We start from the raw sequence: 21,088 nt of genomic DNA, 5'->3' as shown, positions 1-21,088 counted from the left end.
CATCCCAACATTGGAGTGGCATTTTTCTTTGAAAGAGTCATATGTGTTATTATTTTTGCCTTTTGAAAATCATGAACTCCCGTATCCTGATCCAAACCAGTGTTGGCTAAGTTTTGGTTTAACAGAAATCCCAGCTCCAGAATGGGCACAAAATTTAAAAGTTATTACGCCTTGGCGACCAGATTTTTTAAAATTTGTCGATACTCAATTTCACTGCTCTCCTCAAATAGATAAAACTTTCAGCTATGATGGTGCATTTTTACATTTGAGCAAATATCGTGGTTTGAACCAAAATTGTTTTCTTGATTTATTAGAATGCGTTAAATCCAATGGATGGATTGTAATCAGTGGGGATAAAACTGCTGGTGCTGCTTCAATGATGAAATGGGTCAAAACAATTGTTCCCATCACCAATAAATTGTCTAAAAATCATGGTCTTGTATTTTGGTTGCAAGTTCCTCAACAAATTGAGAGACATAACATTGCGCAATTGCGCTCACCACCGCTCACTTTTGGTAAATTTCAAACCACTTCTGGTATGTTCTCACACGGACGTATTGATCCAGGATCTGCTGCGCTTGCTTCTTATATGCTCAAAATTATTTCTGGAAAAACGGCTGATTTTGGTGCTGGATGGGGTTATCTTTCTCACGTTGCGCTTGAAAGAAGTGAAAAACTCACCGCTCTCGACCTTTATGAAGCAGACTACAATGCTTTGAGAGCAGCAAAACAGCACCTTAAATCCATAACAGCTCCTTTTCCAATTCATTTTTATTGGCATGACCTTGTACATGAACCTATCACAAATCTATATGACACAATCATTTCAAATCCACCGTTTCACACACAACAAACAACAGATGTTGCATTAGGAAAAAATTTTATTATAAATGCTGCAAAGTGCTTAAAGCCAAGCGGCAGTCTGCTTTTTGTTGCAAACCGCCACCTGCCTTATGAAACATTATTAAAAAATATTTTCCGCACAGTGTTGATACATGAACAAGCCCATGGTTTCAAAATTATCGAAGCACGCAGATAAACAGAATAAGCAATAACTTTCAAAGAATAAAACGTGAAAGATCGATATCAGCAGCAAGCTCGCCAATAGATTTTCTCACGTAAGCAGCATCAATTTTAAACGATGTTCCAGCTTTATCAGGTGCAGTGAAAGAAATCTCATCCAAAACGCGCTCCATCACTGTTTGCAAACGACGTGCCCCTATATTTTCAATCCTTGCATTTAAATCTACAGCAATATCTGCTAAAGCATCAATTGCATCATCGGTAATTTCCAAATGAACCTCTTCCGTTGCCATAAGAGCGATATATTGTTTAATCAAACTAGCTTCTGGTTCCGTTAGAATGCGCCGTAAATCTTCCCTTGTTAAAGGGTTCAGCTCCACACGGATGGGCAAACGTCCTTGAAGTTCCGGTAATAAATCAGATGGCTTGGAAACATGAAATGCACCTGAGGCAATAAAAAGAATATGATCTGTTTTGATTTGCCCATATTTTGTAGCAATTGTTGTTCCTTCAACCAAAGGCAAAAGATCCCGTTGAACGCCCTCACGCGAAACCGCAACACTTGCTCCACCATCCCTGGTTGCAATTTTATCAATTTCGTCGATAAAAACAATACCGTCATTTTCAGCAACACGAAGCGCCTCTTGAATAATTTGCTCCTGATCAAGGAGTTTTTCAGATTCATCATCAATGAGCGGTTTAAAAGAATCCTTTACTGTCGTCTTACGGACTTTTGTACGACTGCCCATTTTGCCCAAAATATCTGATAAATTCATAATACCCATTTGTGCCCCAGGCATACCAGGAATATCAAAGGTTGAAGCACTATTGCTATTATTATCGGCGACTTCAATTTCAATCTCTTTCTCATCCAATTCACCTTCACGCAATTTTTTACGAAAACTATCACGGGTAGCAGGACTTGCTGTTTTACCAACAAGGGCGTCTAAAACGCGCTCTTCAGCATTCACGTGAGCCTTTTCTTTTATTTCATCCCGTTTCTTTTCACGCACAAGAGAAATGGCAATTTCAACAAGATCTCGAATAATTTGCTCAACATCACGTCCCACATAACCAACTTCAGTAAATTTAGTCGCTTCTACTTTAACGAAGGGTGCTCCAGAAAGTTTTGCTAATCGACGTGCAATACCAGTTTTACCAACTCCTGTTGGCCCTATCATTAAAATATTTTTTGGCATAACTTCTTCACGCATCGGCTCATCAAGCTGTTGCCTACGCCACCGATTGCGCAGTGCAATAGCTACAGAGCGTTTGGCATCATTTTGGCCAATAATAAAACGATCAAGTTCAGAAACAGTTTCACGAGGGGAAAATACAACACACATTTAAATAGCTTTCTCTAAAGAAGATAATTCTGCATCCAATGTTTCAATCGTAAAATGATCATTGGTGTAAACACAAATTTTAGCGGCAATAGCCATAGCTTTACGAGCAATAGTTTCTGCATCCAAATCCAAATCCATGAGTGCACGCGCTGCTGAAAGAGCAAAATTTCCTCCAGAGCCAATTGCCATAACCCCATCTTCTGGCTCTAAGACATCACCAAGCCCTGTTAGAGCCAAAGTTACTTTCTTATCAGCCACGAGCATCATTGCTTCGAGACGACGCAAATAGCGATCTGTTCTCCAATCTTTTGCAAGTTCCACACAAGCACGCATAAGCTGATCAGGATATTGTTCAAGCTTTGTTTCCAATCTCTCCAGTAATGTAAAAGCATCTGCCGTAGCACCTGCAAAACCAGCAATAACCACTCCGTTCTTTCCAAGACGACGCACTTTACGTGCATTGCCTTTCATAATTGTCTGTCCAAGAGAGACCTGACCATCACCGGCCATCACGACTTTTCCACCTTTTCGTACCGTAATAATTGTTGTACCATACATTATGTCTGGCTTATGTTCTGTCATAAGGAAACTCCTTAATATTAACTTTACTTTTTAATATTGATTTCTTTTCATACAATGTAAAACTCAATTACTATTGTCCTATTTAAGAACATATACAGCAAAACACAATGATTCAGCACAACTCAATTTGTTGAAAATGGAAAAATGATATCATTGTTGTCAATGTAAATTACTGCTAAATAGCTTTATATAAACAGTTTGTGCTTTTTAGAGGAAAATTATGAAAAAAATAGCCATAGGGACCTTAGGTGGAACAATTGCAATGACTGCTGATAGTTTTGGTCACATGCAACCGACTTTAACTTCAGATAACCTCATAAAAAGTGTTCCTGATTTAAATAACGTTGCTGATATTCATGCACAAACATTGATGCAAATACCAAGTGGATCTTTATCGTTTCAAATGCTTTTTGAAATAATTAAGTGGGCAAAACAACAAATAAACGCTGGTGCAGAAGGTATTGTTTTAACACAAGGGACTGATACTCTGGAAGAAACAGCTTTTTTTCTTTCTCTTTATTGGAAAGAAGCCGAACCACTCATCATAACCGGTGCTATGCGCATGCCTCATGAAGCAGGCGCCGATGGCCCCGCCAACATTTTAGCAGCCACTCGTGTCGCAGCAGCCACACAAAGTCGTAACAGGGGCGTTCTCGTTGTCATAAATGATGCAATTCATTCACCTTATTGGCTCTATAAAAGCCATACCGTCAAAGTCGAAACATTTCAATCAGGTCTTGCAGGTGTTTTAGGAACTATTTTAGAGGGAAAACTTATTTATTTCAATGATCGAAAATTTTTCCCAAAAACGTTTGATCTTCCCCAAAACCATGATCATCAAATTGCACTCCTCTATTCCTCTTTATCATCTGATGCAAAATTAATGAAACTATGCCTTGAAAGTGGGTATTATGCTGGAGTTGTTATTGCTGGTTTTGGTGCAGGACACTGTAGTTTTCAAGAAGCAGACCTTGTACAACAATATGCACAAAAAATACCAATCATTATTGCTAGTCGTTGTTGTAATGGCTCAACAACTCGTATAACTTATGGCTATAAAGGCTCCGAAATCGATATGATTGCTTCTGGTGCTCTCATGTCTGGTTACTTATCAGCCGTAAAAGCGCGTCTACTTTTATGGACTTTTTTGGCGCAAGGGCACTCATTAGCACAAATCCGTGCAAACTGGAATGACTGGACTATAAGTTAATGAAAAATGATCTACTATCTTAAAAGAAGAGAGCATGCAAAACAAAATTTACTTGAAAATGAAGCCGCTCATCTGTCTACTCTTAAATCAATTGCTGCTGCAAAAAATTCTCGACCAATACAAATGATTGATACGACTATACAAAAAATTAATCAGAAAGATAATCTGATCAAATCCGTTTCTGACCGATATTCACCCTATCGCGTTTTTACTGCACAAGAATGGTCAGAGTTTCGTGCAGACACACCTCTTACTTTGACTTTTGATGAAATTAAGCGTTTACGCTCTATTGATGATCCTATTGATCTTAAAGAAGTCCAACGCATTTATCTTTCTTTATCGCGTCTATTATCATGCCATGTTGAAGCAGTACAGGAACTTTTTCACAAACGTCAGCAGTTTCTCCATCAAGAAGAGAGTAGAAAAACGCCCTTTATTATTGGAATTGCTGGTTCTGTAGCTGTAGGAAAATCAACCACGGCTCGCATTCTTCAAGAACTGTTGAAAAGATGGACATCTAGCCTTAAAGTTGATCTAATCACAACGGATGGTTTTCTCTATCCTAACGCAATCTTACAGCAAAAAAATCGAATGAATCGCAAAGGATTTCCTGATTCCTATGACATTAAAAAGTTGCTGTGCTTTCTTTCGGCTATAAAAGCAGGTATCGGAAATGTCCGTGCCCCGCTTTACTCACATATGATCTATGATGTTCTAGAAAATCAGACTATTACCATTGATCGTCCTGATATTTTAATTGTTGAAGGTATTAATGTATTACAGGTCAGTGATCTTCCTAAAGATGGAAAAGCTATTCCTTTCGTATCAGATTTTTTTGATTTTTCAATCTATGTCGATGCTGAAACAGAAGTCATTCGTCACTGGTATTTGGAGCGCTTTAAACGTTTGCGTAAAACAGCTTTTCAAAATCCTGAATCCTATTTTCATCGTTATGCCCATCTCAATGAAAAAGAAGCTTCAAAAATCGCTGAGGATCTTTGGCAAACGATTAATTTAAAAAATTTACAGGAAAATATATTGCCAACACGACCACGGTCCAATCTCATTCTACGAAAGGGAAAAAATCATTTGGTCGAATATGTCGCACTTAGACGACTATAAGGATCTCATAACTATGCAGCACCACCACATTCATTTTACCTCAACACGTATCGATAACAGTTGCCCTATCATCTTGGTAAACCAAAGAACTCTTGCCAACTTATCACTTGATGCGTCAACAACAGCATGGATAAAAGTTAATGACTTTACTGGTAAAGCGGGACAAATACTCTTTATTCCTCACGAAACGGGGCATTTAAAAAAAGTTTTATTTGGAATTGGCAATGGTAACGATCCTTTTATCACAGGAGTTCTTGCTCAAAAACTTCCTGCTGGTCAATGGCATTTAGAAGGTACAACCTCTGATGAAATAAATACCTATCTTGGATTAGCATTCGGTAGCTATCAATTTAATCGCTATCGTCAAAATTCTTCTTTCAAATCATTATCTATCCATGTCAATGAGGCTATTGATCTTAATGAACTCCAACGAATTTATGAAGCTGTCTTTTTCGTCCGTGATCTCATTAATATTCCAGCCAATGATATGAACCCTGATACTCTCGAAAAAGAAGCTCGAAAACTAGGAAAAACCTATGGTGCTCGTATCAAAAGTATTTGTGGAGACGATCTCTTAACCCATAACTTTCCGATGATTCATGCTGTAGGACGAGCAGGCAGCACTGCACCACGACTGATTGAGTTACTCTGGGGGCAAGAACATCATCCTAAAATAACGTTGGTGGGCAAAGGCGTAACTTTTGATACTGGAGGCCTCGATATTAAATCAGCCAATAACATGTTGCTTATGAAAAAAGACATGGGGGGTGGAGCAAACGTTTTGGGATTGGCTAAACTTATCATGGATGCAAAATTGCCCTTCCGTCTCCGTGTTTTGATTCCAGCCGTAGAAAATGCAATTTCTGCCAATGCTTACCGACCAGGTGATATTCTCAAAAGTCGTAAAGGCTTAAGTGTTGAAGTGGGCAATACAGATGCTGAAGGGCGACTTGTCCTTGCCGATGCACTCGCCTATGGTGATGAAGAAAGTCCACAATTCATGCTTTGTATGGCTACTTTAACAGGGGCAGCGCGTATAGCATTAGGACCAGATCTTCCCGCATTTTATTGTAATGATTCAATATGGGCACAACAAATTTCTGAATCTGCTCACGCTGTCTTTGATCCTCTTTGGCAAATGCCCCTTTGGAAACCTTACCAAGAGATGTTATCATCACCAATTGCCGATCTTAACAATGTAACTGGAAATAGCTTTGCTGGTTCTATAACGGCTGCTTTATTTCTTAATTCTTTTGTTGAAAAAGCTGAATATTTTGCGCATTTTGACCTTTATGGATGGGTTCCAAAAGAAAAACCAGGATACCCTGTTGGTGGATCAGCACAAACTATTCGTGCCCTTTATAATATTTTTAAAAAATGAATTTTGACACAAAATATCCACAAAAATGGACAATTTTGCAATTTCAAGAACAGTTGCTATCGTTTTAAATTGTGTTCTTAGTTTTGTTTGAGGATAAAAACCTTACCAATACAGTTTTCATGAGTTTGTTTAAAGGTAAGGAGTAACAAAATGGAAAGCAAAAAGATGATCTCTAAAGATCCAAGACTTCATGCATTCAGAGATGATCTAGCAGATCAACGTCTTGAAACAGAAATTACAGCTCAACGCTTTGTTCAAGGTGAAAAAAGACGTGTTAATACAGCGGTCGCTGGACTTTTTAAAGAAAATAGTAAAAAAAGTGAAAGACAAACAGAATGCTTATTGGGAGAAGAACTTCTCATTTTTGAACAAGGGGAAACATTGTCGTGGGGACAATCACTCAAAGATGGTTATGTCGGTTATATTGATACAAAAGTTCTTTGTACATCAACCATAAAACAAACACATGTGGTTTCAGTACCACGCACATTTAAATATTTACACGCTGACTTACGTGGATCAATAGTATCCCCATTATCTATGGGAAGCAAAGTCAGTGTTGTTGATGAAATTGAAGTCCGTGACACAATGTATTCTATTCTTGAAAATGGAACAGCAATCATTACGAGCCATCTCAGCCCCATTGGACGCGTATATGAAGATTATGTCACAGTTGCAGAAACCTTTATCCGTACACCTTATCTTTGGGGTGGTGTCAGCGGTTTTGGAATTGATTGTTCGGGACTCATTCAGCTCTCTATGATGATGACCGATCAAATAGTCTTACGTGACACCGATATGCAGCAAGAAACTATAGGCAGTCTTCTTACAGATACTGATAAACTTCAACGAGGTGATTTAATTTTTTGGAAAGATCATGTTGCTATTATGGTCGATCACGCAAATATTATTCACGCAAATGGTTTTTCTATGGACGTTATGATTGAGCCATTGGAAAAAGCAATTACGCGTATCGCTAAAAAAAATCAATATCCCATCGCAAAACGCCGTCCAATTCAAGAAACTTAATACATGCCTCCTATAAAAAATTAATTGAATGTTTTTATTATGCAATAGATTGATTTATAAGGATAATTATCCATCATTCACTCTGCATCAAGCATTCTAAATATCGTAAAATTCTCTTATTTCAAATCTGTTTTTATGTTGAATCAATCAAAATCGCTTGCTTGTTCATCACAAGCGAAATTGATGTATAAGTAAAAATGATTACGAAAAGAAAAATATCCCTTCTGAATGCTCTCAAATGCCAAGAGCTATCATAACTAACATTGGAACCAGCTTACTCCTTCACAAGCGTAAAGATAGTGGCGCTCAATAGATTTTATCTTATAAAGCTCTACCATTATACCATTCACGAGTGCCGGCACGAAATGGGCTTTGGAATATTGCGAGATGCCTCTTTTAAACAACCCCGCAAATATGCAACACAATGGCGTTCTATATTACGTAAGGGATATGCCCCTCTTAATCAAAAGCAACATTTTTTGAAATTTTTCCTATTATCGATATCTTATGAAAGAAATACTTCTAATATCTCTCGGTGCATCCAAGACAATCTCTCAATAATAATCGCGAAAAGTATAAATCCATTATCTACCACCATTTTTATGCTTATGAAGCGTGCAAAGGCATCATTATACACTTTGCCAATTCTCAATGTTGCGATAACCCTTGGCTATTGGAGAGTATTCTTTCAACACGTATTTTATTTCTTTCTTAAATAATTTTATCCACATGACCCGCCCCGCTTGGAACGTGCAAAAGAATGGTTTTGACTAATTTAACATAAAACAGATTTGAAATGAGAAAATTTTTATGACCCTGGACTTTCCCATTCAACATAAAAAAATTATAAATTATCATTATAACTCAATATATTGATTTATAATTTAAGCAATATTTCCTCCTTATAACACATTAAAGAAGGTGATTTTTCAATACCTGAACCAATGGTTTATCAGCATCAGGCATAGGGTATTTATCAAGATCATTAATAAAAACCCATTCTAAATTTTGGCCCTCTCGTCCTTGCGCAACGCCCTCATAATGGTCACAAAGATACAATGGCATTAAGAGATGAAATGTTTTATAGCTATGACTTGCAAATGTTAAAGGGTGTAAATTATTTGGTTGAACATAAATACCAAGCTCTTCCTCTAATTCACGAATCAATGATGCTTCCGGAGTTTCACCTTGCTCAACCTTGCCACCAGGGAACTCCCATAAACCAGCCAATGATTTTCCTTCAGGACGCTGTGTAAGCAAAACACGATTATTCTGATCTAACAGTGCACATGCAACAACAAGAAGAATGGAACTTTTCATACACATATCACTCCCCAATAGGGAACATAAAGATAACTGACTTTTCTATCATATCCCCTCTGCTCCTAAAAGAGCTCACATACCCCATTTGCTCTGAAAAATAATAAACTGTTAAATATAAAGTGCATCCATTAACTTCTGTAATCGCTATTGATCATAACGTACTCTTTTGTTAAATCGCAAGACCAAACCGTCGCCGTACTCTTACCCAAACCGATATCAACACGAATCGTGATGTGCTTACCTTGCATATAAGTACCTATTGTCTCTTCACAATACTCAGGATCTCGTACGCCATTCACGGCCACACGATGCTCACCAAACCAAATCGTCAATAGATCACGATCGACTTCAACACCGGCCTTCCCAACTGCCATAACGACCCGCCCCCAATTCGCATCTTCACCGGCAATAGCCGTTTTTACGAGCGGTGAATTTGCAATTGATAAAGCAATAGTTTTAGCTGCATTATTTGTTGTAGCACCCACCACATTAACCTCAATTAAATGACGAGCACCTTCACCATCACAAACAACTTGTAGTGCAAGTTCATGCAGAAGTGCACTCAATTGTTTCACAAAAACCCCATAACGCGGATCAGATTTACTTGTAAGACATGGAAAATGTTCTTTTCCTGTCGCAAACAACATAAGCGTATCTGAAGTTGAGGTATCGCTATCAACAGTAATTGAATTGAAAGAACCCTCAACTGCCTCTGATAACATGGATTGGAGTGCATCCGAAGAAATGGTAGCATCACTAACCACAAATGACAGCATTGTCGCCATATCGGGTGCAATCATACCAGCACCTTTTGCAATTCCATTAATGGTAACACGCTCTCCCCCACAGTCAAAAGTGCGCGTCGCAAGTTTTGGAAATGTGTCCGTTGTCATTATGGCTTTTGCAGCTTCCAACCAATTTCCCTCTTCTGCTGTCTCTGTCATACTTGGTAAAAGATTGACAATACCCGATGCATCCATTGGCTCACCAATAACACCCGTAGAAGCTATAAAAATTTCATCTTCTCTAACCTTTAAAGCGTTCGCTGCTGCACAAATAATTGCATCGGTTGTGTGCTTTCCTTTGCTTCCTGTAAAAGCATTTGCATTTCCAGAATTCACAACAACACCCCTCGCAACCCCATGAGGAAGCGATGCACGACAATGCTCTACAGGGGCAGATGGACATTTTGAACGAGTAAAAACACCGGCCACACTCACTGGCTTATCGAATATGATGAAAAGAAGATCTGTACGATCTTTATATTTAATCCCAGCTTCAGCTGTTGCTATCCGTACACCAGATAATGGAGAAAGCTCTTGGATCTTTTGAGGAGACAAAGGAGAGATTTTCAAAACCACAATATGCCTTCTATAAAAAATGAAATGATTGCAGATCAATAACCTCTCATAGAAAACTGCTAGGCTTTTTGAACAAAACTAACCTAGCAAATTATCTATTAAAGAGGCTATCTACTTATTTTTCCTAGCTATTCCGTATCTTCTTCATCAGATGTCTCATCGGGAAGTAGCGTCCCATTTTGATGAAGCGATTCCATGATTTTTGTAACATTAGGATCAGGGTATTTCACATCTATCTTGCTACGCAAATCAACAATCAGTTCTTGATAGCGCTTTTTTATTAGCTGTGTCCGCAACATCTCTTTAACATCATCAAATGCAGGCGGTTGTTTTACACGACGATCTTCTAATTTAATAATATGCCAACCAAAAGGACTTTCAACGGGTTGTTTTGTGTATTCGCCAACTTTCAAACCAAATGCGGCATCTTCAAAAGGCTTGACCATTTGACCATGGCTAAAATAACCAAGATCACCCCCAACGGCAGCAGAACCATCTGTTGAACTTTTCTTTGCAATCTCTTCAAAATTTTCGCCTTTATTTAAATGCTTAATGATAGCTTCTGCTTCTTTTCTCGTTTTGACCAAAATATGACGCGCTTTAACCTCATCCTCTTTAGGTAAAGCAGCAACTTCTTGCTTATAAAGAGCTTCCAAATCAGTATCCGATATTTTATCAACAATCGCCTGTTTAAAATAAAGCTGTTGAAGAACATTGTCACGCATGACTGCCATACGTTTATCGTAAGCTTCTGTCTTATCAAGACCTTTGCTTCTTGCTGCTTTTGCGAGGGCCTGCATATCTAAATAAGCTTTTAGAACCATCATACGGCGTTGTTCATCAGGAAAACGTGCTAAATTAGGATTTATTTCAAGCGCTAAATCATCCAATTGGCCTGCTGTAATATTTTTCCCATCAATAACCGCCATAACATGAGAAGGAGAAACGGCTTTTTCAGAAGCTTTCTCTAAAGTCTTTAAATCACTCGACGATGAATTCAAACCTTCTTGAGCACTCACCCCTAAACTTGTACTTGCCAATAAAGTTGATGCTAAAAAAAGCGTGATAAAGTTAAATTTCATAAATATACTCCTTAAAAATGAAGGCAGGTTCAAGATTCCAATTTTCTTTACCATAACACTTTAATCTTTAAACATAGAGAAATAAATTAGTAATTTTATTTTAAAAAAGTATAAAATTATCCTTTTATCTCAGTTTCTCCAATCCTATCTAATGCAGATGAAAAACATGATAATAGAGAAAAATGACATATTGTATCTTAAATTACTTTGTATTGTATCAGTTAAATAGCATACTTAAAGTTGACATAAAGCGCTTAGCCTCTTATCTCTACTTTACAATTAGAGTGAAAAATTGCACACCAGCAAGTATAATGGTACCATCTGCATTTCATGATGTCACTAATGATATCAGATAATTTGAAGAAAATGTAGAGTATGGGGAGAGCGTATGAATTACCCAACAAGAGTGACAACAATTAAAAGAAAGGGCCAGAGATGGTCAGTTTAGGTGTTTTTGCCCGTAAGTTTTTTGGTTCAGCTCATGAGCGACATCTCAAAGCACTCCGCCAAAAAGTTGCACAAATTAATGCTTTGGAAGAACAATTCGTAAAATTAAGTGATGAGCAGCTTTGCCAAAAAACAGATGCCTTTCGTAAACGTCTTAGTGAAGGTGAGAGTGTTGATTTGCTCTTACCAGAAGCTTTCGCGACTGTTCGTGAAGCCGCAAAACGTGTTTATGACATGCGTCCTTTTGACGTACAACTTATTGGTGGAATGGTCCTTCACGACTGCGGCATAGCTGAAATGCGTACTGGTGAAGGTAAAACATTAATGGCAACTCTACCAATTTATCTCAATGCATTGGAAGGTAAAGGCGTTCATGTTGTGACAGTAAACGATTATCTCGCCAGTCGTGATGCTGAAACAATGGGGAAAATTTTTAGTTTTCTAGGGCTTACAACAGGCGTGATTCTTCATGATCTTGATAGTGATGCCCGTCGAGAGGCCTATGCATGCGACATCACCTATGCCACAAATAATGAACTAGGTTTTGATTATTTGCGTGATAATATGGCCTTCGATCATAGTCAAATGGTCCAACGTGGACATCATTACGCAATTGTTGATGAAGTCGATTCGATTCTTATTGATGAAGCCCGTACCCCCCTTATTATTTCTGGTCCTCTAGAAGATCGTACTGACTTCTATAACCTTATTGATACATTTATTCCTGCCTTAACTCCAGAAGACTATGAAATAGACGAAAAACAAAAAACAACGACCTTTACCGAAGTTGGTACTGAAAAAATTGAAAAAATGCTCGAACAAGCTGGGCATCTTAAAGGTGAGAGTCTTTATGACATAGAAAATGTCGCTATCGTTCATCATGTCAATAATGCTCTAAAAGCTCATAAACTGTTTGCTCGCGATAAAGATTATATTGTTCGCAATGATGAAATCGTTATTATTGACGAATTTACAGGGCGAATGATGCCTGGGCGGCGTTATTCTGAAGGACTTCATCAAGCGTTAGAAGCTAAAGAGCATGTTGCTATTCAACCAGAAAACCAGACACTTGCTTCCATCACTTTCCAAAATTACTTCCGTATGTATAGAAAATTATCTGGCATGACTGGAACTGCAACAACAGAAGCCGAAGAATTCAGAAATATTTATGGTCTTGACGTTGTCGAAGTCCCTACAAATTTGCCAATACAACGTATTGATGAAGATGATGAGATTTATCGAACAGCAGAGGAGAAATATCGGGCAATTGTGCGTGATATCCGTCAAGCACACGAAAAAGAACAGCCTATTCTTGTTGGAACAACCTCTATTGAAAAGTCAGAACAATTGGCAGAGCGTTTGCGAAAAGAAGGCATTACCGATTTTAGAGTCTTAAATGCTCGCTATCACGAACAAGAAGCATACATCATTGCGCAAGCAGGCGTTCCTGGAGCTCTCACCATTGCAACCAACATGGCAGGACGCGGTACGGATATACAGCTTGGTGGTAATGTTGAAATGCGCATCCGGCAAGAGTTACAGGATATCCCGGAAGGTCCAGAGCGGACAGCTAAAATTGAAGAAATAAAAAAAGATGTTCAGAAGCTTAAAGAAAAAGCTTTAGCGGCTGGAGGGCTTTACGTTATCGCTACTGAACGTCATGAAAGCCGTCGTATTGATAACCAGCTTCGTGGACGTTCTGGTCGCCAAGGCGATCCTGGTCGCTCAAAATTCTTTCTCTCTCTTCAAGATGATCTTATGCGTATCTTTGGCTCTAACCGTATGGATGGTATGCTGCAAAAACTTGGATTGAAAGAAAATGAAGCTATTATCCATCCATGGATTAATAAAGCCCTTGAAAAAGCACAAAAAAAGGTCGAAGCACGAAACTTTGAAATTCGTAAAAATCTGCTAAAATATGATGATGTCATGAATGATCAACGCAAGGTTATTTTTGAACAGCGTATGGAGGTCATGAATGCAGATGATTTATCAGAAACGATCCTTGAAATGCGTAATGAAGTCGTAGAGGATCTCGTAGAGGTTTATATTCCATCAGGGACATATTCTGAAAAATGGGATGCAAAAACTCTCGAAGAAGAGCTTCAACAACTCTTTAATCTTGAGCTTCCAGTGGAAGAATGGGCAAAAGAAGATGGAATTGCCGAGGAGCAAATTCTAGAGCGTGTATCAGATGCTGTTACAAAACTTGAAAATGAGCGTACTGAACGATATTCTCCAGAAGTTATGGCTTATTTTCACAAAGCAGTATTGCTCGAAACTATTGACACGTTATGGCGTGAACATCTGGTGAGTTTAGACCATTTGCGTTCTGTTGTTGGTTTTCGTGGTTATGCGCAGCGGGATCCGCTCAATGAATATAAGACAGAATCATTTGAACTCTTTCAAAGTATGTTGAGAAATTTGCGCCGAATTGTCACTTCTAAGCTTATGCGCTTTGAAATCATTCAACACCCCACAGAACCGACCATGCCTGAGCAAACTGATGCTGCTTCTTCTGTCTTTAATGATCAAAGTCAAGAAAATTCTCCCACCTTATCGGCACGATCACAAGAAAATAGATTTGTTAATCCACAAGATCGTGACCCTAACGATATAACCACATGGGGAAAAGTTGGACGTAATGAGCGTTGTCCTTGCGGTTCAGAGAAAAAATACAAACACTGTCATGGAGCCTTTATTTGAAAAGCAAATTATGCAAATGAATAAAAAGCGAAATTATGAGCAAGAATTGCGCACCGCTGGTTTAAGAGTAACACGTCAACGACGAGTTATTCTTGATATTTTGACTGATACAAATGATCATCCCAATGCATTTGAAATTTTTCAGCGTGCAAACAAAATAGATTCGAATATTTCACTCTCAACTGTTTATCGAACCATGAAAATATTAGAAGGAAATGGAACAATTCATCGCCATAGCTTTAGTGGTGGTCCATCTCGTTTTGAGCAAGCAGATGGGCAACATCATGATCATCTCATTGATATAGAAACAGGACAAGTCATCGAGTTTCATTCTGATGTTATTGAAAAGCTACAAGAGGAAATTGCAAAATCTCTTGGCTATGATATTATTCATCACCGCCTTGAACTTTACGGAAAAAAAAACTCTTAAAAAAGTGATCATATATCATTAGATAAAAAACCTCAGGCAAATCAAATTTTATAAAAATTTACCTTTAAAATATAATAGTTTTCATTGGCAAAAAAAAAGAATTGCTTTATTACCCCTCTTTGTATGATGCTATACGGTAATTCATTGCCAATATTATAACAAAAAATCATTGCAACAAAATATTATAAAAATTGTATTATGAAAAATTAGGCCAATATTATCATGGTTTCTTTGCCACAAGATCGTATGAGACAGCTTGAAAAGCGCTTTGAAATAATTGAAAGCCAAATGACGACGAATCCAAATGCTGAAACATATGTCAAATTAGCTTCTGAATATGCAGAACTACAACCCGTTATTACCTCTATACGCGCATTAAATGCTCTTTACGAAGAGATTACAGAATTAGAAACGATTATCAACGATAAACAAACAGATATAGAGATGCGTAATCTTGCCCAGGAAGAGCTACCATCGTTATATAAAAAAGTAGAGCAATTTGAAAAAGAACTCCAAATTCTGCTTTTGCCTAAAGATGTTGCTGATGAAAAAAACGCTATTGTTGAAATTCGAGCAGGAACGGGTGGCTCAGAAGCAGCACTCTTTTCCGGTGATCTTTTCCGCATGTATGAACGTTATGCCCATGCTCACCATTGGAAAGTAGAAGTTATTTCACTTAGTGAGGGGGAAGTTGGCGGATATAAAGAGATTATTGCTAGCATTTCAGGAAAAGGTGTCTTTTCTAAATTGAAATATGAATCAGGGGTTCATCGTGTGCAACGCATCCCTGAAACAGAGACAGGTGGACGTATCCATACATCTGCTGCTACCGTTGCTGTGCTTCCAGAAGCTGAAGATATTGATATCGATATTCGTCCTGAAGATATTCGTATCGACACAATGCGTGCATCTGGAGCAGGAGGACAGCATGTTAATACAACGGATTCAGCTGTTCGTATCACGCATATTCCAACAGGAATTATGGTCGTACAAGCAGAAAAATCACAACATCAAAACCGAGCAAGAGCCCTTCAAATTTTACGGGCACGCTTATTCGATATCGAACGACAAAAAGCGGAAAGTGAACGTTCAGCTTCTCGTAAAAGCCAAGTTGGTTCTGGTGATCGCTCAGAACGTATTCGTACCTATAATTTTCCACAAGGACGTGTCACGGATCACCGTATTAATCTAACCTTGTATAAGCTTGATCGCATTCTAGAGGGAGATCTTGATGAGCTTCTTCATGCACTCATCTCAGATCATCAAACAACACTGCTGATGGAAATGGATAATAATTGAGCAAATATTCTTTCAAGAATGTTATCCAACAGATGCAAGAAAAATTGCGCACGAAAGGGATTGCTGAAGCCGATCTCGATGCGAAAATACTCGTTGAATGGATAACAGGAATAAATGCTGCTGAAAGAATTTCTAAACCAGATATGCATCTATCTTCTAAGCATATTATACAAATAGAACAGGTTTTACAACGGCGTATAGCAGGCGAACCCGTTTACCGTATTATAGGAGCACGAGAATTTTATGGTATATCTTTTACATTATCTCAAGAGACGTTAGAACCACGCCCTGATACAGAAACGCTGATAGATCTTGTTCTCCCTTTTCTCCAAAAACAGGTCGAAAATTCGAGAAGAACAACATTCCTTGATATGGGGACAGGAAGTGGCGCCATTACCATTGCACTCCTTAAACAAATTCCCCAATCCTATGCGGTGGCAGTCGATATTTCTGAAGATGCCCTTAAAACAGCGAAAAAAAATGCAAAAAATGCTGAAGTAGCACACCGCTTCACACCTCTTCTTAGCGACTGGTTTGATTCTGTCACAGATCGCTTTGATTTTATTGTTTCCAATCCACCTTATATTCCCGCAAAAGATATCAAAAAACTTGCAAAAGAAGTGCGCTTACATGACCCATTGCGCGCTCTGATAGGAGGGGAAGATGGACTTGATTTTTATCGAAAACTCGCCCATGAAGCAGCCAACTACTTAAAAGAAAACGGCTATGTCGCTGTTGAAATTGGTTTCTCTCAAGAAAATGAAGTCTGCAATTTGTTTGAAAAAAATGGTTTTCAATGTTTAGAAATGCGCAAAGACCTCAGTGGAATACCCCGCGCACTTCTATTTGCATGCAAACATTAAAATTCCCAATCATCATCCGTAGTAGCAACCGCCTTGCCAATGACATAAGAAGAACCTGCCCCTGAAAAAAAGTCATGATTTTCGTCAGAGTTTGGTGATAAAGCTGCCAAAATAGCGGGATTAACACGACAAACCTCAGGGGGGAAAAGAGCTTCAAAACCTAAATTCATTAAAGCCTTGTTAGCGTTATAATGAAGAAAAATTTTAACATCTTCTGTCAATCCAAGCGCATCATAAAGATCTTCAGTATATTTGCACTCGATGTTATAAAGATCAAAGAGCAGGTTAAAAGCAAAATCTTTAATTTCTTGTCTTTTGGCTTCATCAAGCTTTGCAAAGCCCAATTGGAATTTATAACCTATATAATAACCATGGACCGCTTCATCACGAATGATTAGTCGAATGAGGTCTGCTGTATTGGTCAACTTAGCGCGACTGGCCCAATACATGGGCAAATAAAAACCAGAATAAAATAAAAAGCTTTCCAGCAAAGTCGAAGCAATTTTTTTCTTAAGTGGATCATTTGCTTCATAACGCTCAAGTACTAATCTAGCCTTTTTCTGCAAATGAATATTTTCTTCTGACCATCTAAACGCATCATCAACTTCTACCGTCGAACAAAGGGTTGAAAAAATAGAGGAATAAGAACGTGCATGAACCGCTTCCATGAAGGCAATATTCGTCAAAACTGCCTCCTCATGCTCTGTTATCGCATCAGCCAGAAGCGAAATGGCTCCTACAGTGTTTTGAATTGTATCAAGAAGCGTTAGTCCTGTAAAAACACGAATCGTTAGCTTGCGTTCTTCATCCGTTAAGCTTGACCATGAGGGAATGTCATTGGAAAGTGGAACCTTCTCAGGTAACCAAAAATTCCCAGTTAAGCGGTTCCATACTTCAAGATCTTTCTCATCATGTAATCTATTCCAATTAACAGCGCACACAACAGGATTTTTGGTTGTAATCTTTGTCATATGATGATCTCCTATAAACTGCACGAAACACAGCCATCTACTTCTGTTCCACTCAATGCTACTTGCCGTAATCGTACATAGTAAATACTTTTTATCCCCTTTTTCCAGGCATAAATTTGTGCGCGATTAATATCACGTGTAGTAGCCGTATCAGGAAAAAATAATGTTAATGAAAGACCTTGATCAACATGCTGTGTTGCCGCAGCATAGGTATCTATAATTTTTTCAGGGCCAATCTCATAAGCATCTTGGTAAAAATTCAAATTCGTATTATCCATATAAGGAGCAGGATAATAAACGCGCCCAATTTTTCCCTCTTTGCGAATTTCGATTTTTGAAGCAATCGGATGAATGGAGGAAGTGGCATGATTAATATAGGAAATAGATCCCGTGGGAGGAACTGCCTGTAGATTGCGATTATAAAGCCCGTACTCAATAACTAATTTTTTGAGTTCCTGCCAATCCTTTTGATCTGGAATAACAATATTATTCCGTGCAAAAAGCTCTTGCACAAGCGCAAATTGCGGTTTCCATTCTTTTTCAATATATTTTTCGAAAAAACGTCCATCTGCATAAGCTGATTTTTCAAACCCTGCAAACATTTCTTGACGTTCGTGCGCAATTAAATTGGAAGCCCGTATGGCGTGATATGTCACAATATAAAAATAGATATTGGTAAAATCAATCGCTTCTGGAGACCCATAATAGATCTGCTCACGCGCTAGAAACCCATGCAAATTCATTTGTCCCAAACCAATCGCATGACTTTCAGCATTGCCTTTCGCAATGGAAGGCACACAAGCAATATTGCTCATATCCGAAACAGCAGTAAGAGCACGAACAGCAGATTCCACGGTCTGTCCAAAATCAGGACTTTCCATTGCTTTGGCAATATTCATGGATCCAAGATTGCAGGATATATCACTTCCAATCGTGCGATAAGTTAAATCTGTCTCCAGTTCACTCGCCTCACTCACCTGCAAAATTTCTGAACATAAATTGCTCATACTTATGCGCCCAGCTATCGGATTCGATCGATTAGCAGTATCCTCAAATAAAATATAGGGATAACCCGACTCGAATTGTATTTCCGCTAATGTCTGGAAAAAAACGCGTGCACTTATTTTCTTTTTACGAATCTTTGCATTATCAACAAAAGAACGATAATGCTCCGTTAAAGAAATATCGCTAAAGGGCTTACCTGTCACACGCTCGATGTCATACGATGAGAAGAGATACATATCCTCATTATTCCGTGCAAGCTCAAAAGTAATATCAGGAATAACGACACCAAGCGAAAGCGTTTTAATTCTAACTTTTTCATCAGCATTTTCACGCTTTGTATCCAAAAACTTCATAATATCTAAATGATGAGCATGCAAATAAACAGCTCCAGCCCCCTGTCGTGCCCCAAGCTGATTGGCGTAAGAAAAAGAATCTTCCAAGAGTTTCATCACCGGTAAAACACCTGAGGACTGATTTTCTATTTGCTTAATTGGCGCCCCTGCTTCCCGCAAATTCGTTAAACAAAGCGCCACACCTCCACCACGTTTTGAAAGCTGCAAAGCCGAATTAACCGAACGACCTATCGATTCCATATTATCTTCAACACGTAGCAAAAAACACGAAACCAATTCACCTCGTTGTTTTTTCCCAGCATTTAAAAATGTTGGTGTTGCCGGTTGAAAACGTCCTGTAATAATTTCATCCACAAAACTTTCAGCAAGAGCTTTATTCCCTTGTGCCAAATATAAAGCTACAAGACAAACGCGATCTTCATAACGTTCAAGATAACGTTTCCCATCAAAAGTCTTCAGTGTATAGCTGGTATAATACTTAAATGCGCCTAAAAAGGTAGGAAAACGAAATTTAAATGCATAAGCACGTTTAAAAAGCTTTTTAATAAAAGAAAAATCATAAAGCTCAAATAAAGCTTTTTCATAATAACCTTCCTCTATTAAGTAATCTATTTTTTCCTTCAGGTTATGAAAAAAAACTGTATTTTGATTAACATGCTGAAGAAAATATTGCCGCGCAGCAAGCCGATCCATATCAAATTGAATATGACCATTTTCATCATAAAGATTAAGCATTGCATTCAACGCATGATAATCAGTAATCTGATCCGATTTCTGCGATTGTCCTATACCAATTGTTTCCAAAATCTTTCCAATCCCTTTTTTACATAAATAACGTCTTCATCAGTTCCACGCAGCTCAAAACGATAAAGGCAAGGTACACAACATTTTTCAGCAATAATTTTACTTGCTAGATTATAATAGCGACCAAAATTACGATTCCCACCGCCAATAACACCACAAATTAATTTTCGGTTCTCAGCTTCATTAAGAAACTGGACAACGGCTTTCGGCACGGCCCCTCTTCCTTCACCATCTGCATATGTAGGAACAACCAATACATAAGGTTCACCAACCAATGCAGAAGGCTTTCTTTTATCAATTTTGAAGAGTCGTTGCCCAAGCTGCGAGACAAAATGTTCTGTATTACCCGTTGCACTCGAATAATAAACAATAAGCCCCATTAAGCACAAAGACCACTAATCATATCTGGTCTAAAACCAGACCAATGATTTTCACCACAAACAACGACAGGAACCTGACGATACCCCAGAGATTGAACAAAACTGTATGCTTGTTCATCACAGGAAATATCAACAACACGATAATGAATGCCTTTTGCATCAAAAGCGCGGCGTGTAGCATCACATTGGACACAAGATGGTTTGCTATAAATAGTGATCGACATTTTCTTCAACTTTCACAATTCCAAACAATCAACCCTGAAAGGTCAATCTAATAATTTTATAGGTACTCAAGAATAACAAAAAATAGAAATTGTACGCAAAACATGTGGTTATTTTCAAATAATACACAGCTTCCTGAACATAACAGA

Annotated in this window: 18 protein-coding genes; 9 read left to right on the top strand and 9 right to left on the bottom strand. The window is 38.3% G+C overall.

The window, feature by feature from the left end; genetic code table 11:
• Window positions 1–43: 43 nt before the first annotated feature.
• Window positions 44–1,039, top strand: a complete 996-nt coding sequence (locus ACFIKX_RS04560) for a class I SAM-dependent methyltransferase (RefSeq protein ID WP_375627649.1) — start codon at window positions 44–46, stop codon at window positions 1,037–1,039.
• A gap of 19 nt (window positions 1,040–1,058) precedes the next feature.
• On the opposite strand, the gene hslU is transcribed toward ACFIKX_RS04560, so the two are convergent.
• Entirely contained in the window at window positions 1,059–2,369 is a 1,311-nt protein-coding gene (hslU, locus tag ACFIKX_RS04555) for an ATP-dependent protease ATPase subunit HslU (protein ID WP_375611822.1), read from the bottom strand.
• The gene (hslV, locus tag ACFIKX_RS04550) at window positions 2,370–2,951 is read right to left on the bottom strand and encodes an ATP-dependent protease subunit HslV (protein WP_012754621.1); all 582 of its coding nucleotides are present in this window, start codon (window positions 2,949–2,951) and stop codon (window positions 2,370–2,372) included.
• Window positions 2,952–3,171: 220 nt separating this feature from the next.
• On the opposite strand from hslV, the gene ACFIKX_RS04545 reads away from it, so the two are divergent.
• The 4 genes from ACFIKX_RS04545 (at window position 3,172) to ACFIKX_RS04530 (ending at window position 7,693) form a co-directional block, all read left to right on the top strand.
• Complete coding sequence (locus tag ACFIKX_RS04545) at window positions 3,172–4,161, top strand: asparaginase (protein WP_375627650.1); 990 nt, start codon at window positions 3,172–3,174, stop codon at window positions 4,159–4,161.
• A 123-nt stretch (window positions 4,162–4,284) separates the two neighbouring features.
• Window positions 4,285–5,283, top strand: coding sequence for a type I pantothenate kinase (coaA, locus tag ACFIKX_RS04540; RefSeq protein WP_375627680.1), 999 nt, complete (start codon window positions 4,285–4,287; stop codon window positions 5,281–5,283).
• A gap of 13 nt (window positions 5,284–5,296) precedes the next feature.
• Window positions 5,297–6,664: a M17 family metallopeptidase gene (locus ACFIKX_RS04535; protein WP_375627651.1), complete on the top strand. Its 1,368-nt coding sequence runs from the start codon at window positions 5,297–5,299 to the stop codon at window positions 6,662–6,664.
• A 165-nt stretch (window positions 6,665–6,829) separates the two neighbouring features.
• On the top strand, window positions 6,830–7,693 hold the full coding sequence (locus tag ACFIKX_RS04530; RefSeq protein ID WP_375627681.1) for an NlpC/P60 family protein: 864 nt from the start codon (window positions 6,830–6,832) through the stop codon (window positions 7,691–7,693).
• A 912-nt stretch (window positions 7,694–8,605) separates the two neighbouring features.
• On the opposite strand, the gene mutT is transcribed toward ACFIKX_RS04530, so the two are convergent.
• The 3 genes from mutT to ACFIKX_RS04515 all read right to left on the bottom strand — a co-directional run bounded on the left by mutT (window position 8,606) and on the right by ACFIKX_RS04515 (window position 11,459).
• Window positions 8,606–9,019, bottom strand: a complete 414-nt coding sequence (mutT, locus tag ACFIKX_RS04525; protein WP_375627652.1) for an 8-oxo-dGTP diphosphatase MutT — start codon at window positions 9,017–9,019, stop codon at window positions 8,606–8,608.
• 125 nt (window positions 9,020–9,144) lie between these two features.
• Window positions 9,145–10,377 (bottom strand): bifunctional glutamate N-acetyltransferase/amino-acid acetyltransferase ArgJ, encoded by a 1,233-nt coding sequence (argJ, locus tag ACFIKX_RS04520; protein ID WP_375627653.1) that lies wholly within the window; start codon window positions 10,375–10,377, stop codon window positions 9,145–9,147.
• A 128-nt stretch (window positions 10,378–10,505) separates the two neighbouring features.
• Window positions 10,506–11,459 carry a peptidylprolyl isomerase gene (locus ACFIKX_RS04515; protein ID WP_375611828.1) on the bottom strand — a complete coding sequence of 318 codons (954 nt, stop codon included), beginning with the start codon at window positions 11,457–11,459 and terminating at the stop codon, window positions 10,506–10,508.
• Between the two features lie 435 nt (window positions 11,460–11,894).
• Here ACFIKX_RS04515 and secA point away from each other — a divergent pair, with 435 nt between their 5' ends.
• The 4 genes from secA (at window position 11,895) to prmC (ending at window position 17,204) form a co-directional block, all read left to right on the top strand.
• Complete coding sequence (gene secA, locus ACFIKX_RS04510) at window positions 11,895–14,612, top strand: preprotein translocase subunit SecA (RefSeq protein WP_375627654.1); 2,718 nt, start codon at window positions 11,895–11,897, stop codon at window positions 14,610–14,612.
• A complete protein-coding gene (locus tag ACFIKX_RS04505) occupies window positions 14,551–15,042 on the top strand; it encodes a Fur family transcriptional regulator (RefSeq protein ID WP_273790603.1) in 492 nt (163 codons plus the stop codon). The genes secA and ACFIKX_RS04505 overlap by 62 nt, the downstream gene beginning before the upstream one ends.
• 222 nt (window positions 15,043–15,264) lie before the next feature.
• Window positions 15,265–16,341, top strand: coding sequence for a peptide chain release factor 1 (gene prfA, locus ACFIKX_RS04500; RefSeq protein ID WP_375627655.1), 1,077 nt, complete (start codon window positions 15,265–15,267; stop codon window positions 16,339–16,341).
• Window positions 16,338–17,204: a peptide chain release factor N(5)-glutamine methyltransferase gene (gene prmC, locus ACFIKX_RS04495; protein WP_375627656.1), complete on the top strand. Its 867-nt coding sequence runs from the start codon at window positions 16,338–16,340 to the stop codon at window positions 17,202–17,204. Before prfA ends, prmC begins: the two co-directional genes overlap by 4 nt.
• Here the strand turns inward: prmC and nrdF are convergent.
• From nrdF to nrdH, 4 genes are read right to left on the bottom strand one after another with little or no spacing between them, the layout of a single operon-like run.
• The gene (gene nrdF, locus ACFIKX_RS04490; RefSeq protein ID WP_273722534.1) at window positions 17,201–18,175 is read right to left on the bottom strand and encodes a class 1b ribonucleoside-diphosphate reductase subunit beta; all 975 of its coding nucleotides are present in this window, start codon (window positions 18,173–18,175) and stop codon (window positions 17,201–17,203) included. The two genes, prmC and nrdF, sit on opposite strands and share 4 nt — an antisense overlap.
• An 11-nt stretch (window positions 18,176–18,186) precedes the next feature.
• The gene (gene nrdE / locus ACFIKX_RS04485; RefSeq protein ID WP_375627657.1) at window positions 18,187–20,337 is read right to left on the bottom strand and encodes a class 1b ribonucleoside-diphosphate reductase subunit alpha; all 2,151 of its coding nucleotides are present in this window, start codon (window positions 20,335–20,337) and stop codon (window positions 18,187–18,189) included.
• Entirely contained in the window at window positions 20,319–20,717 is a 399-nt protein-coding gene (nrdI, locus tag ACFIKX_RS04480; RefSeq protein ID WP_375613294.1) for a class Ib ribonucleoside-diphosphate reductase assembly flavoprotein NrdI, read from the bottom strand. The genes nrdE and nrdI overlap by 19 nt, the downstream gene beginning before the upstream one ends.
• Window positions 20,717–20,941 carry a glutaredoxin-like protein NrdH gene (gene nrdH / locus ACFIKX_RS04475; protein ID WP_005774163.1) on the bottom strand — a complete coding sequence of 75 codons (225 nt, stop codon included), beginning with the start codon at window positions 20,939–20,941 and terminating at the stop codon, window positions 20,717–20,719. The genes nrdI and nrdH overlap by 1 nt, the downstream gene beginning before the upstream one ends.
• Window positions 20,942–21,088: the final 147 nt, after the last annotated feature.

The sequence above is a fragment of the Bartonella sp. CM86QHHN genome, assembly GCF_042194695.1.
Lineage (GTDB): Bacteria > Pseudomonadota > Alphaproteobacteria > Rhizobiales > Rhizobiaceae > Bartonella.
This window is presented reverse-complemented; position numbering and strand designations above follow the sequence as displayed.